11 protein-coding genes are annotated in these 14,193 nt (G+C 73.7%); all 11 read right to left on the bottom strand.

Going from position 1 to position 14,193, the window contains the following annotated elements; genetic code table 11:
- Nucleotides 1-114: 114 nt before the first annotated feature.
- Entirely contained in the window at nucleotides 115-510 is a 396-nt protein-coding gene (locus V5O40_RS20275) for a DUF3040 domain-containing protein (RefSeq protein WP_203996867.1), read from the bottom strand.
- Between the two features lie 115 nt (nucleotides 511-625).
- The gene (locus tag V5O40_RS20270) at nucleotides 626-1,885 is read right to left on the bottom strand and encodes a DNA polymerase IV (protein WP_332906935.1); all 1,260 of its coding nucleotides are present in this window, start codon (nucleotides 1,883-1,885) and stop codon (nucleotides 626-628) included.
- Nucleotides 1,886-1,923: 38 nt separating this feature from the next.
- A complete protein-coding gene (locus tag V5O40_RS20265) occupies nucleotides 1,924-3,096 on the bottom strand; it encodes an alkaline phosphatase family protein (RefSeq protein WP_332906934.1) in 1,173 nt (390 codons plus the stop codon).
- On the bottom strand, nucleotides 3,093-3,908 hold the full coding sequence (locus tag V5O40_RS20260; RefSeq protein WP_332906933.1) for a methyltransferase domain-containing protein: 816 nt from the start codon (nucleotides 3,906-3,908) through the stop codon (nucleotides 3,093-3,095). Before V5O40_RS20260 ends, V5O40_RS20265 begins: the two co-directional genes overlap by 4 nt.
- On the bottom strand, nucleotides 3,905-4,897 hold the full coding sequence (locus V5O40_RS20255) for a carbohydrate ABC transporter permease (RefSeq protein ID WP_332906932.1): 993 nt from the start codon (nucleotides 4,895-4,897) through the stop codon (nucleotides 3,905-3,907). The genes V5O40_RS20260 and V5O40_RS20255 overlap by 4 nt, the downstream gene beginning before the upstream one ends.
- Nucleotides 4,887-5,837, bottom strand: coding sequence for a carbohydrate ABC transporter permease (locus V5O40_RS20250; protein WP_332906931.1), 951 nt, complete (start codon nucleotides 5,835-5,837; stop codon nucleotides 4,887-4,889). Before V5O40_RS20250 ends, V5O40_RS20255 begins: the two co-directional genes overlap by 11 nt.
- 8 nt (nucleotides 5,838-5,845) lie before the next feature.
- A complete protein-coding gene (locus V5O40_RS20245; RefSeq protein ID WP_332906930.1) occupies nucleotides 5,846-7,192 on the bottom strand; it encodes an extracellular solute-binding protein in 1,347 nt (448 codons plus the stop codon).
- Nucleotides 7,193-7,287: 95 nt separating this feature from the next.
- Nucleotides 7,288-10,668 (bottom strand): error-prone DNA polymerase, encoded by a 3,381-nt coding sequence (locus V5O40_RS20240; protein ID WP_332906929.1) that lies wholly within the window; start codon nucleotides 10,666-10,668, stop codon nucleotides 7,288-7,290.
- Between the two features lie 87 nt (nucleotides 10,669-10,755).
- On the bottom strand, nucleotides 10,756-12,654 hold the full coding sequence (locus tag V5O40_RS20235) for a DNA polymerase Y family protein (RefSeq protein ID WP_332906928.1): 1,899 nt from the start codon (nucleotides 12,652-12,654) through the stop codon (nucleotides 10,756-10,758).
- Nucleotides 12,647-13,372, bottom strand: coding sequence for a hypothetical protein (locus V5O40_RS20230; RefSeq protein ID WP_332906927.1), 726 nt, complete (start codon nucleotides 13,370-13,372; stop codon nucleotides 12,647-12,649). The genes V5O40_RS20235 and V5O40_RS20230 overlap by 8 nt, the downstream gene beginning before the upstream one ends.
- 129 nt (nucleotides 13,373-13,501) lie before the next feature.
- Entirely contained in the window at nucleotides 13,502-13,951 is a 450-nt protein-coding gene (locus V5O40_RS20225) for an SAV_6107 family HEPN domain-containing protein (RefSeq protein ID WP_164449204.1), read from the bottom strand.
- Between the last annotated feature and the right edge of the window lie 242 nt (nucleotides 13,952-14,193).

Below are 14,193 nucleotides of genomic sequence, written 5' to 3'. Positions count from 1 at the left end.
CGACGGCAGCAGGCAACCCGACGCGTCGCCACGGCACCTGGGCCGTTCGCGCGCCACTCACCCCGGGCACGTCGGCCCGGGGTGACCTGTCTCCTCGTCAGCGGCGGAACGGGATCAGCGGTGCCCCTCCGGGCGCTGCCGCCACCGGTCCTCCATCCGGTCGAGGAAACCCGACTTCCGGCCGGCACGGCCGCGGGACCGGCGACGACTCGCCGTGCCCCCGACGACGTGCAGGTCGGGTGACTGCGCCCGACGATGCGACTGCACCGCGAACGCGGCCGAGGCCAGCATGACTACGAATCCCGCCACTGCCAGCGGCGGAGTCTTGATCACCGCGCCATAGACCAGCAACGCCAGGCCAGCGATGATCACGCCGGCAGCGACGAGCAGGCGACGCCGCGCGTGGAAGCGCGGATCGCTGGCGCGCACGGCCGAGGCGAACTTGGGGTCCTCGGCAAGCGACCGCTCGATCTGCTCGAACAGCCGCTGCTCGTGCTCCGAGAGCGGCACGGCACTCCTCCCCGGTCACGTTGGTCGGTCCGGTCGGACCGACAGACCGTGGCAGCCAACCGGCTGCTTACCCGCAAGTCTACGAGGGCCCTCGCGCGTCGGAAAGCGGGACGACCTACGGTCGGGTCGGATTTTCATTTCGTCGGGGTTCGCGCCCGCTGAGAAGACTGGCCGGTCCTATGACGGACCGCCCGAAACGGGCAGCCGCCGCGTCGGCGGCGACCTCCGCCTCCCGCCAGCCCCGCTCCGGCTGCCCGAGGGCGAGCTGCTGCGGCGTCTGGTCCGCCGCCGTCAGTCCCTCCGCCCGGACCCCGAGCAGGCGGATCCGCTCACCCGGGTTCAACGCGGTGTAGAGCGCCCACGACGTGTCGAACATCTCCCGGGCCACGTCGGTCGGCACATCCAGGGTGCGGGCCCGGCTCACGGTGCGGAAGTCGGCGGTGCGGACCTTGAGCGACACCGTCCGTCCCACCTGCCCGCCGGCCCGCAACCGGGCACCGACCTTCTCCGCCAGGGCCAGCAGAGTCCGGCGGATCTCGGCCGGGTCGTCGACGTCCACGTCGAAGGTGACCTCCGCGCCGATCGACTTCTCCGCCTGCTCCGGGCTGACCCGACGTGGGTCGCGACCCCAGGAAAGCTCGTGCAGGTGCGCGGCGGCCGCCCCGCCGAGCGCGGTCCGCAGCATGCCCGGCGACGCCTGCGCGAGATCGCCGATGGTACGCAGCCCGAGCCGCAGCAGTGCCTGCTCGGAACGCTCCCCCACCCCCCACAACGCGCCGACCGGTAGCGGGTGGAGAAAGTCGAGCACCCGGTCGGCCGGCACCACGAGCAGACCGTCGGGCTTCGCCCGGGTCGAGCCGAGCTTGGCCACGAACTTGCTCGGCGCGACCCCGACCGAGCAGGTCAGCCCCTGCTCGGTCGCGACCCGCTCCCGGATGCGGCGGGCGATCTCCGCCGGCCGGCCGAACAGTCGCCGGGCACCGGCGACGTCGAGGAACGCCTCGTCCAGCGAGAGCGGCTCGACCAGCGGCGTGACGTCCCGGAAGATCTGCATGACCGCCCGCGAGGCCGCCGAGTAGCGGGCGAAGTCGGGGGGCAGGAAGACCGCGTGCGGGCAGAGGGCACGGGCCCGCATCGTGGGCATCGCGCTGCGGACGCCGTACCGCCGGGCCTCGTAGCTGGCCGAACTGACCACGCCGCGCGGACCGACGCCGCCGACCACGACGGCCCGGCCGCGCAGCTCGGGTCGGTGCCGGACCTCCACCGAGGCGTAGAAGGCGTCCATGTCGACGTGCAGGATCGGGCACCCGGCGTCGTCGGCACCGGGCCCGAACCGGGGATCGCCGCCCCGGGGTAGCGACTGGCTGCGGCCCACCCGCGCAGGTTAGCCCGCCGGGCTGACATTCCGGCCGGTCAGCCCCGCACCACCAGCAACGGGATGGTCATCTCGGCCGCGGTGTCCGCACCGTGGAAGGCCACCAACCGGGACACCATCGGCGGCTCCGACCGGCTGGCCAGCACGGCGTACGTGTCGTTGCAGATCACCACGACGTCGCCGATCCGGTCCAGGTGGCCGGTGGCCACCGGTCCGAACCGGCCGCTGGCCACCGCGTCCGCACGGGTGAGTACCCGGGCGGCGGTGCCGAGCACGGTCGACCAGGCGGCCACCACGTCGGCGGTGGCCCCGGGCGCGACATGCAGGTAGCGCACCCGGGGCTCGCCGGCCACCACCCGCACCCCGGCGGTCAACCGGGGGTCGGTGTCCAGGTCGAACCGGTCTCCGTCCGGGATGTCGAGCTGCCCGTGATCGGCGGTGACCAGCAGCGCGGCGTCCGGCGGCAACCCGTCCACCAACCGGGCCAGCAGTCCGTCCAACTCGGTCACCGCCACCCGCCACGGCAACGAGTCGACGCCGCTGAGATGACCGTGCCGGTCGACGTCCGGGTGGTAGGCGGAGACGAGAGTCGGACCGGGTCCGGCGGTCAGCGCCGCCAGCGTGGTGGCGGCCACGGCGTCGACCCCGGCCGCGCCCCGGTAGTCACCGCCCCGGTTGGCGGCCAGGGTCAGACCGGTGCCACCGAACTCCGGTCGACTCACCACGGTCACCGCCACCCCGGCCGCCCGGGCCCGTTCCAGCTGGGTGGGGACCGGCTGCCAGCGCAGCGGGTCGGGATCGCCGTCGCGCCACTCGATGTGGTTGAGCACCCGCTCGGTGCCCGGACGGCACACGGTGAAGCCGAGCACCCCGTGCGCGCCGGGCGTCACGCCGGTGCCCAGGGTGACCAGGCTGGTCGGGGTGGTGGAGGGGAAACCGGAGGTGAGCGGTCGACCGGACGCGGCGGTCAGGCCGGCCAGCGTCGGCGCGTACGGCGCGGCGGTCGGGATCTGGTACCAGCCGAGGCCGTCGACCAGCAGCACCGCGATCCGGCGCACCCCGGACAGCTCGGCGGCGAGGCCGAGCGGGTCCGCGACCCCGGGGACACCGAGCACCGCCAGCGCACTGGGCAGTACGTCGGCGAGACTGCCGCCGCCGTAGGCCGGCGCGACGACCTCCAGCGGCCGAGCCCGGCCGAGCACGCCGGTCATGCCGGGCGGCGGGCGAACAGGTGCAGCTGGGCCGCGACGTCCCGCCAGGGTGGTTGGGCGGCGAGCGTCCGCTCCAACTCGACCAGGGCCGCGGCCTGACCGTCCGCCACGGCCGCGGGCAGCAGGTCGGCCAGGACGCGTACGCCGTGGATCTCCTCGACGGTGAGCCCCGCGGCGGCCAGCAGCGCGGCGGCGCCCTCGACGTCGAAGCGGCGGCGCAGGGTGTCCCGCTCGCCGGCGGTGCCGACCGGGTCGGCGGCCAGGGTCGCGGCCACGTCGAGGTGCCCGTTCATCGCCCGGCCGAGCACGGCGGCGGCCCGCCCGGCGACCAGCACGCTCGCCGCACCGCCCGGTCGCAGCACGCCGGCCAGCGCGGACACCACAGGTGCCGGTTCGTCGACGACCTCCAACACGGCGTGGCAGAGCACCAGGTCGACGCTGGCCGGCTCGATCAGCCCGGCCAGCGCGTCGGCGTCACCCTGCACCGCGCGTACCCGCCCGGCCACCCCCGCCTCGGCGGCCCGGCGACTGAGCGCGGCGAGCGCGTCGGGACTGGCGTCGACCACCGTCACCCGGTGCCCGGCCCGGGCCAGCGGCACCGCGAAGCCGCCGGTGCCACCCCCCACGTCCAGCACGGTCAGCTCGGCGGCCGGCCGGCGGTCCAGCTCGGCGCGCAGCACCGACCAGACCACGGCGGTACGGGGGGTGAGCGGCGGCCCGGCCGGGCCTGGGGTCTGTTCCACCCGGTCGAGCCTAGTCACGCCGACACCGGCCGCCGAGACCCCTCCGCCCGGCGGGGCCGACCGGGTCATCCCTTACGCCCGCTGGTGGCGATGCCTTCGACGAAATGCCGCTGGGCGAGGAAGAACAGGACCAGCATCGGTACCGTGGCCAGCACGCTGCCCGCCAGGACGACCTCCCACTGCTGCTCACCGCCGTAGCCGAACCGGTCGAGCACCACCTTGAGCCCGCGCGGAAGGGTGAACAGTTGCTCGTCGCGCAGGTAGATCAGCGGTTTCATCAGATCTGTCCAGCTGGCCTTGAACTCGAAGACGAACGCCACCAGCAACGCCGGACGGATCAGCGGAAAGGCCAACCGCCAGAACAGCTGCGGATAACTGGCGCCGTCGACCCGCGCGGCCTCGAAGTACTCCCGAGGCAGTGAGAGCAGGAACTGACGCAGCAGGAAGATGTAGAACGCCGAGCCGAACAGGTTCCCCGCCCACAGCGGTACCTGGGTGCCGGTGAGCCGCAGCTCCGACCAGATCAGGTAGGTCGGGATCATGGTCACCGCGAACGGCAGCATCATGGTGGCCAGCACCAGCCCGAAGAGGAGGTCCCGGCCGGGGAACCGGAAGTAGGCGAAGCCGAAGGCCACCCAGGCGCTGGAGATGGTGACCGCCGCGGCCGCGGCGACACCCACCACGAGGCTGTTGCCCAGCCAGGTCAGCAGGGGTACGGCCGACCACGCCTCGGCGTAGTTGCCCGGCGCGAAGGGTGTCGGCAGCAGGCCCGGGGCGAAGACGTACTCCCGGGGACGCAGTGAGGCGCTGATCAACCAGACGAAGGGCAGCGTGAACACCACGGCGGCGGCCAGCAGCAGGGTCACGAAGATCGCCCTCCGCCACCACGGCGCCTTCCCGGCGTCGGGCTCGGACGGCCGCGCGGCGGTGTCCGGCTCGGCGGGCACCCTGGCGGTCCGTTCGATCGCGGCGGTCATCGCCACGTCCCCGGTCGGCGCCGCGAACGGGGGCGCCCGGCACCGGCCGAACTGTTGCCGCTGCGGTACGTCACGAGTCATCCCCCTCGTAGTAGACGAAACGGTTGCTGAGCTTGACCTGCACCAGCGTGATCACCAAGATGATCACGAAGAGCAGCCAGGCCATCGCCGAGGCGAACCCCATGTGCAGGAACTGGAACGCCTCCTGGAACAGGTGGATGACGTAGAAGGTGGCCGCGTCGCTGTTGAAACTGCCCTGGGTCTGCCGGTTCCCGAAGTACATGGTGTAGACCTCGGTGAACATCTGTAGCGACGCGATGGTGTTGACGATGAGGGTGAAGAAGAGTGCTCCCGAGATCATCGGCAGCGTCACGTGCCGGAACCGGGACCAGCCGCCGGCCCCGTCGATCGCCGCCGCCTCGTACAGATCGCGGGGCACGTTCTGCAACGCGGCCAGATAGATGATCACCGTCGAGCCGAGGCTCCACAGGCTCATCAGGACGATTCCCGGCATCACCCAGGACGGGTCGGTCGTCCAGCTCGGCCCCTGCACCCCCACCACGGCCAACGCCCGGTTGATCAGGCCGTCCTGGGTGTTGAGCAGGAGCAGGAACAGGATGCCGACGGCCACCGCCGGGGTCATCACCGGAAGGTAGAAGACGGTACGGAAGAAGCCCTGCCACCGCCCCACCCGGTGCAGCAACAGGGCGAGCCCGAGCGAGAGCGCCATCGACAGTGGCACGTGCAACGCCGTGTAGTACACGGTGTTGCCCAGGCTGCGGGCCACCGTGGGATCCGACATCAGCTGCCGGTAGTTGTCGAGCCCGGTGTACCGGGGCGTGTTGATCACGTCGTACTCGGTGAAACTGAGCCAGGCGCTGGCGATCATCGGCCCCGCCTGGAACACCAGGAAGCCGACGATCCAGGGCGCGAGGAAGAGGTACGCCCACCGCGCCTCCCGCCGGGCCAGTGGCGTACGGCGCCGGCGGCCCGTGGTGGCGGTGGTGACGGTCGCCGCCATCGGCGGACCTACCTCGACGCCTGTTCGAGGGCGGCGGTGGCCTCCCGCTGAGCCCGCGCCATGGCCTCGCCCGGTTCGGTCTGGCCGGAGAGCACCCGGTTGACCGCGTCGGTCCACGCCTTGTCGAACTCGGCGCCGGCCGGAGAGGCCGGCAGGGCGAAGGCGGTGTCCTGCACCGAGCGGATGACCTCGACCGCCTCGTCGAAGCGACGGTTGCCGGTCGGCTGGTAGAGCTCCTCGAAGATCCGCCTGTCGGCCTCGGCGTTACCGGTCCAGACCCCGGTGAACGGCTGGCCCTCGGCCCGACGCGCCTCGGCTCTGGCCTTCGCCGCCGCCAGCCAGGTGTCGGTGGCGGTCATCTGCTTGACGAAGGCACAGGCCGCGTCCGGGTTCTTCGCGCCCTTGGTGACCGCCCAGGCCTGCCCGGAGGACATGGTCAGCGGGTTGCCCTGCCGGTCAACGAAGGGCCTGACGAGCAGTTCGGCGTCCGGGCTGTTCTTGGCCGCCTGGTTGAGGAACCACTCCTCCATCGGCCAGGCTGCGATCTGTTCCTCGGTGAGCGGATTCTGCGCGCCGAAGAAGTCGAAGGTGTCGCGGAAGGACTTGAACCTGCCCCAGCCGCCCTGTTCCTCGATCAACGACACGGTGGTGGTCAACGCCTCGACCACCTTGGGGTCGTCCAGGCGGGCGGTCCGGCCGTCCGTCGAGATCATGTCGACGCCGTTGGCCTTGGCCCACATCGGCAGGAACTCGGGGATCTTCGGGTCGACGCCGATGCGGGACAGCCGGCCACCGGAGACCCGCGCCAGCTTCTCGCTGACCGTGGCGAGGGCGGCCCAGTCGGCGAGGTCGACCTGGTCGGGGGTGACCCCGGCCTGGCGGAGCACCGCCTCATTGAGATAGAGCACCCGGACGGTGGAGAACTCGGGGATTCCGTAGACGACGTTGTCGAGGGTGACCTGCTCCCGGGCGGCCGGACGGTACTGCCCCAGGTCGATGTCCTGGTCTTCGACGCAGTCGGTGAGCGGTTGAATGGATCCGCGGGTGGCGTACGTGCCGACGAGCTTGCGGTCCAGGTAGACCAGATCGGGCGGGTTGCCCGAGGCGACCGCCGACAGGAACTGCTGTTCGTCGAAGGCGCCCTCGGCGATGCGCAGGTCGACCTTCGGGTGGTCCTGCCGGAAGGCGTCCACCCGGGTGGTGGCGATCTCGTCGGAGAGGCCGAACCCCATCGTGCTCAGCGCGCCCTCGGTGGCGGTCCCGCCGCCGTCACCGCCACTGCCGACTCCCCCGCAACCGCTGGCCGCCAGTGCGAGTGTCGCGGCGATCGCGGTCATCCGCACAGTGCGTGACATGGCATCCTCCCGAGACGACTGAGCCAGAACGACCCCCGGAGGTGCACTTCTCCTGCCCGGCGGGCTTCAAACCAGCTGACCGGGATCGAAGCTGGTCAGCGGAAGTCGCGGGAAGAGGGGCGGACCGGCGCCTCGATCGGGTCCAGCCGGTCGGCGACCAGGTTGACCACCCCCTCGTGCCGTTGCAGCCGGCCCCGCACCACCAACGCCGTGCTGGTGCGGGCCACCCGTCGATGCCGCTGCCACAGCCCCGGCGAGCAGGTGACGTTGAGCATGCCGGTCTCGTCCTCCAGGTTGAGGAAGGTGACCCCACCGGCGGTCGCGGGCCGCTGCCGGTGGGTGACGATCCCACCGACCCGGATCCGCCGGCCCGGCTCCACCCGGCCCAACCGGTCGATCGGGATCGCACCCACGGCGTCCAGCTGCGGCCGGATGAACCGGGCCGGGTGGTTCTCCGGCGACAAACCGGTGGCCCAGACGTCGGCGACCAGCCGGTCCACCTCCTCCATTCCGGGCAGCACGGGCGCCTCCGTACCGGTGACCGTGCCGGGCAGCCGGCCGGGCCGCTCCTGGGCCGCCGCGCCGGCCGCCCAGAGCGCCTGCCGCCGGGTCAGCCCGAGACAGGCGAAGGCGTCCGCGGTGGCCAGCGCCTCCAACTGGGCGGCGGTCAGCCCCACCCGCCGGGCCAGATCCGGCATGTCGCGGTACGGGCCGTTCGCCGCCCGCTCGGCCTCGATCCGCTCGGCCACCCCGTCGCCGAGGGTACGCACGCTGGACAGCCCGAGCCGGACCGCCGGACCGCCCAGCCCCCAGGCGTGCGGCGGTTCACCCGCCCGGCTGCCCCAGCGGGTGTCCGGGGTGGACTCCAGCACCGGCTTCGCGTCGCTGGCGTTGACGTCCGGTCGGCGTACCTGCACGCCGTGCCGGCGGGCGTCGTCGACCAGGGTCTGCGGCGAGTAGAAGCCCATCGGCTGGGCGCTGAGCAGCGCGGCCAGGAACGGACCGGGGTGGTAGCGCTTCAGCCAGGAACTGGCGTAGACCAGGTAGGCGAAGCTCATCGCGTGGCTCTCCGGGAAGCCGTAACTGGCGAACGCGGTGAGCTTGCGGTAGACGTCGTCGGCCAGTTCACCGGTGATGCCGCGCTCGGCCATGCCCCGGTAGAGCCGGTCGGCGATCTGCTCCATCCGCTGCACCGACCGTTTGGCACCCATCGCCCGGCGCAGCTGGTCGGCCTCGGCCGCGTCGAAGCCGGCCAGGTCGATGGCGAGCTGCATCAGCTGCTCCTGGAACAGCGGCACGCCGAGGGTCTTCTCCAGCGCGTTACGCATCAGCGGATGCGCGTAGGTCACCGGCTCCTGGCCGTTCTTGCGCCGGATGTACGGGTGCACCGAGCCGCCCTGGATCGGGCCGGGCCGGATCAGCGCCACCTCGACCACCAGGTCGTAGAACGTCCGGGGCTTGAGCCGGGGCAGGGTGGCCATCTGGGCCCGGCTCTCCACCTGGAACACCCCGACCGAGTCGGCCCGGCAGAGCATGTCGTAGACCTCGGGGTCGTCGAGCGTCATGTCGCCGAGATCCAGGCTCATCCCGATCATGTCGTAGCCGTAGTGCAACGCCGACAGCATGCCGAGGCCGAGCAGGTCGAACTTGACCAGGCCGACGGCGGCGCAGTCGTCCTTGTCCCACTGGAGCACGCTGCGGCCGGGCATCCGACCCCACTCCACCGGGCAGACCTCGATCACCGGCCGGTCGCAGATCACCATGCCGCCGGAGTGGATGCCCAGGTGCCGGGGGAACGTCTGGAGTTCGTTGGCGTACGCGACCACCTGCTCGGGGATCTCCGGCACGTCCACCGTGGCCACGTCGCCCCAGCGGTCGATCTGCTTGCTCCACGCGTCCTGCTGGCCGGGTGGGAAGCCGAACGCCTTGGCCACGTCCCGCACCGCCGAGCGGGGCCGGTAGGAGATCACGTTGGCCACCTGGGCGGTGTGTTCCCGGCCGTAGCGGGCGTAGACGTGCTGGATGACCTCCTCCCGGCGGTCGGACTCGATGTCCACGTCGATGTCGGGCGGCCCGTCGCGCTCGGGAGCCAGGAAGCGTTCGAACAGCAGCCGGTGCCGAACCGCGTCCACGTTGGTGATCCGCAGCGCGTAGCAGACCGCCGAGTTCGCCGCCGAACCCCGGCCCTGGCAGTAGATGTCCGCCCGCCGGCAGAAGTCGACGATGTCGTACACCACCAGGAAGTACCCGGGAAAGCCCAGTTCCTCGATCATGTTCAGCTCGTGGTCGAGTTGCGCGTACGCCTGCGGGTGCGCCGCGCGCGGGCCGTAGCGTTCCCGGGCGCCCTGCTCGGTGAGGTGGCGCAGCCAGCTCATCTCGGTGTGCCCCGGCGGCACCGGGTACGCCGGCAGCTGCGGTGCCACGAGCTGGAGGTCGAAGGCCAGCTCGGCACCGAACTCGGCGGCCCGGGCCACCGCGCCCGGGTAGGCGGCGAACCGGGCCGTCATCTCGGCGCCGTCACGCAGGTGGGCGGTGCCCGCCGCGGGCAGCCAGCCGTCGATCTCGTCCAGGCTGCGTCGGGCCCGCACGGCCGCCAGGGTGGTGGCCAGTCGACGCCGCCCCGGTGTCGCGTAGTGCACGTTGTTCGTGGCCACCGTGGGCAGGCCGGCGGCGGTCGCCAACTCGGCCAGGGCGTCGTTGCGGTCGCCGTCGACCGGATGCCCGTGGTCGGTCAACTCCACCGCCACCGTCTCCGCGCCGAACAGCGCGGTGAGCCGGTCCAGCTCGCGGGCCGCCGCGTCGACCCCCTCGGTGAGCAGGGCGGCCGGCACGTGCCCCTTGCGGCAGCCGGTGAGCACCAGCACGTGGTCGCGCAGGTCGGCGGCGATCTCCTCCAGCTCACCGTAGACCGGGCGGCCCTTCTCACCGCCCCGCAGCTGGGCTCGGGCGATGGTCGCGGCCAGCCGGGCGTACCCCTCGTGGCCGTGGGCCAGCAGCAGCAGGTGGTTGCCGTGCGGGTCGGGTACGCCGTTCTGCGGACCGGGCAGGCCGAGGGACAGTTCCGCTCCGAAGATCGTCGGCAGGCCCAGCGCGCGGGCCGCCTCGGCGAACCGCACCACGCCGTAGAACCCGTCGTGGTCGGTGACGGCGAGGGCGGTGAGCCCCAACCGGACGGCCTCCTCGGCCAGTTCCTCGGGATGGCTGGCACCATCGAGGAAGCTGAAGTTGGTGTGCGCGTGCAGCTCGGCGTACGCCGGCACGCCGTCGGGCCTGGCCAGCTCCGGCGGCCGGTAGTGCTCCCGCCGCCGGCTCCAGGCCGGTGAGTCACCCCCGTCGGCGTCGACCGCGAGCGGATCCACCACGTACAGGTGCCGCCGCCCGTCGCCCGGCCCGCCGCCGCCCTGCCCGCCGCCCGACCGCCCGGAGAGCACCCGCTCCAACTCCGACCACGGCAACCGGGGGTTGTGGAAACTCACCACCCCCACCTCGCCGTCGCACCCCGTCCCCTCAGGATCTTGGTACGAAACGACCCTCTGGAGGGCTGTTTCGTACCAAGATCCACGTCAGTCATAGATCGCCTCCAGCAGCCACTGGCCGGACTCGACGGCCAGCAGCAGGGCGCTGCCGTCGGCGAGGCGGACCTGGAACCGGGCTCGGCGGCGGGCCTCGGCCGGTGCCCACCACCGCTCGTCGACCGGCCACGGACCGGCCCAACCGACGATCTCGGCCGACGCGAGCGTCCCACCACGAAGGGCGGTGGCCGACGCGGTGGTGGCCGACGCGGTGGTGGCAGTGGCGGAACCCGGGGCGGGAGTGGGGCCGGTGGGCTGCGACGGCACCGTGCCGATGCTCAGCCGGGCCGGTGGCGCGCTGACCGCCAGCCGCGCGCTCACCACCACCGGCGCGCCGGTGGCGTCGAGCACGCTCGCGGCGAGCGGGACGGGCAGCACCACGGCCGGCGAGGGCGGCGGCAGTCGCCCCGGCCAGGACGGTACGGCCGGCCCGGTGTTCACCCGCCGCCCACCGGCACGGGCCGGTCCACCGCCGGAGGCCACCGGCCTGCCACCGGAGCCGGCCGACCCACCGGAGCCGGCCAACCCGGAGCCGGCCGACCCACCAGAGCCGGCCAACCCGGAGGCGACCGACCCACCGGAGCCGGCCGACCCACCGGAGCCGGCGGGTTCGACGTCCGGACCGGGCCAGGAGCGCTCGACGGGTGCGGGCAGCGCCGGCGGACCGGGGCGGGCGGGCCGGCGCTCGTCGCCCCAGGGCACCAGCCGGGTCTGGTCGCCCGGGGATCGTCCGCCGCCGAGCACCGCGGTGACCACCGCCTCGGGACCGAGCAGACCCTGCACCCGACTCAGCGCGCGGTGCGCCCGCTCGCGTTCCGCGCCGGTCTCCCCCCACAGCCCGGGTTGCAGACCGGCCTGGGCCAGCACCCCGTCCGGCAGCAGCCGCAGCCGGATGATTCCGGCGGTGGGACGGGCCGGCCGGTCACCGCCGCGCCGGGCACCGGAGAGCCAGCCGTCCAGTTGCCAACGGACCCGGTCGGCGATCGCCGCCGCGGTGAGCAGCCCGTCGTGCCGCCAGACCCGGTGCAGTTCCTGGCCGTGTGCGGTGACCGCCTCGATGCCCAGGCGGGTGCAGGCCAGTCCGTGCCCGGCGAGCCGTTCGTGCAGTTGCTCGGCCAGCGTCCGGGCCGCGAACGCCGCCACGTCGATCCGGTCGATCGGTTCGTCTAGGTCGGCGGTGACCGTCAGATCGGCCGGCGGGCGCCGGACCGCGAGCGGCCGGTCGTCCCGTCCGGCGGCCAGCCGGTGAGCCAGCGCCCCGTCGAACCCGAACCGGGCCAGTACGTCGCCGGCCGGCAGCGCGGCGAAGTCGCCCAGCGTGCGTACCCCCAGCCGGCGCAGCAGGTCGGCCAGGGCGGGGCGGCCGAGCGCCTCGACGGGCTGACCGGCCAGGAACTCCGGTGTCCCGCCGGGCGGGACGATCCGCCCCTCGCGGGCGGCCAGTCCGGCGGCGAAGACCCCGGCGGCGACACCGATCTGGCTCTCCACCGCACAACTGAGGGCGACGTGCTCGACGATCCGCTCAGCGGCCGCCTCCTCACCACCCAGATAGCGGCTCGGCCCCCGAGCGGCCAGCGCGCAGGCCCCCGGACGGATCACCTCGACCCCGACCGCCACCTCCTCGACCGCGGCCACCACCGGCTCGAACGCCCGCGCGTCCCGCCCCGGATCGTGGTCGACGACGGTGAGCCCGGAGCAGCGTCCCTGCGCCTCCCGCCGACGCAGCCCTCGGCGTACCCCCTCGGCGCGGGCCCGTTCGGAACAGGCGATCACCCGATTGGCGTGCAGCACCGCGACCGGCCCGGTGGCGGGCACCCCGTCGACGATCTCGGCGGCGAGTACCGGCCAGTCCGGGCACCACAGCAGCAGCGTCCGGACCGGTTCACCCACGGCCCGCCACCACCCGCAGGCGCGTGGCACCCGGCCGGGCGACGGTGGCCGGGCCGGGGATGACCCGGGTCAGCTCGTCACCGGGCAGCCAGACCTTGACCTCCCGGGGCCGGGCGGCGGCACCCCGCCCGCGAGCCGAGATGGTCACCTCCCGGCGGCGCAACCGTCCCCGCCCCGGCCCGAGTCCCTGCCAGATCCCACGGACCACCTGGAGCGTCACGTCCGCGCCGTCCCACCGGCCGTACGGCACCAGCACGCTGCCGCGTTGCCGGGCCCGCGCGGCCAACCGGTCGGCGACGGAGGCGGGGACGGTGGACGGGACCGCGGTGACCACCACGTCGACCCCGTCGATGAGCGCGGCGACGACGGTGGGCCACTCCGGACCGGGCTGCGGCACCAGGGCCAGCCGGTCCAGGACGATGCCGGCCTCGGCCGCCGCCCCGGCCCCGAAGGTCGGCATCCCGACCACGGCACACCAGGATCCGGCGCGGGACGCCTCGGCGAGCAGCGCGAGCAGCAGCGAGGTGGTGCCACCGGATCGGGCCTGTCCACCGCCGACCGCGACGGTGCTGCCGCGCCGCAGCCCCCGGTTGGGCAGCAGCCCGGTCAGCTCGGGCCGCACGGGCAGCACCCGGTGCCCACCGGCCGGGTCGGGTGCGCTGGCCGGGCGGACCAGCCCGGCCAGCGCGGCGGAACCGACCACCATGCGGCCCGCCATCGGACCTCCCCCGTCGTCGCCACGGACATCCGGCCCGTGGATGGTGCTGTCGTGGATCAGAAGAACGCGCGTGTGGTGGGGCGACGTCCGGCCACCCTGGGTCCCGCCGAGGCGGCCGGACGCCGCGGCTCAGGCGACGAGACCGTCGATCGCCGGCTGGTGTGCCAGGCCGAGTGCCGCCTCCACCACCGTCACGAACTCCTCGGCGGCGCGGAGCAGGTCGTCGGCCTCCCGGGCGGTCACCACCCGGGGTATGCCGGCCTCGGCGGCGGCCCGTTTGCCGGCACCGAGGGCGAAGTAGCCGGCCCACTCGTCGAGCTCGGGGGCGACGTTGGCGAGCAGGACCCAGACGCTGGTGATCCGGTGGCGTCGGGTGGGTGCGGGACGAGCACGGGCGGCGAGCACCGCCGCGGCGGCGCGCAGGGCCGCGAGATGGGCGGCGGCGTACCGGAGGCCGTCGGGGCCGGTCCGGGCGGCCTCGGCGAGCCCCTGCCGGGCCACCGCGAGCAACTGGACGGGAGTACGGTGCGGCAGCACGTTCGCGGGCACCGTCGGTGCCTGAGCCGGACTGGTCGGCATGGTCTCCTCCAGATGAGCCGGGGCGGGCAGGTGCACGACGGGTCGGATCCGTCGACGCGGCAGCCCGCGGCGGTCGGTGCGGAGGACGACGCACCGGGTGGGTGGCCGGCCGGGTGCGGAGCTTCCCCACACCACACCCGGCCGGCGTACCGGCGGGTCCGTCGTGCCCCCCCCCGGGGGGGGTGGGGGGGGGCCCACCGGGCGGGCAGGCGGGGCCCGGCACCCGGCGGGCCCGGGGCCCC

The organism is Micromonospora palythoicola (assembly GCF_036689795.1).
Classification (GTDB): Bacteria; Actinomycetota; Actinomycetes; order Mycobacteriales; family Micromonosporaceae; genus Micromonospora; species Micromonospora palythoicola.
The sequence above is the reverse complement of the archived record's forward strand: the minus strand, read 5'-3'. Positions and strand labels throughout refer to the sequence as shown.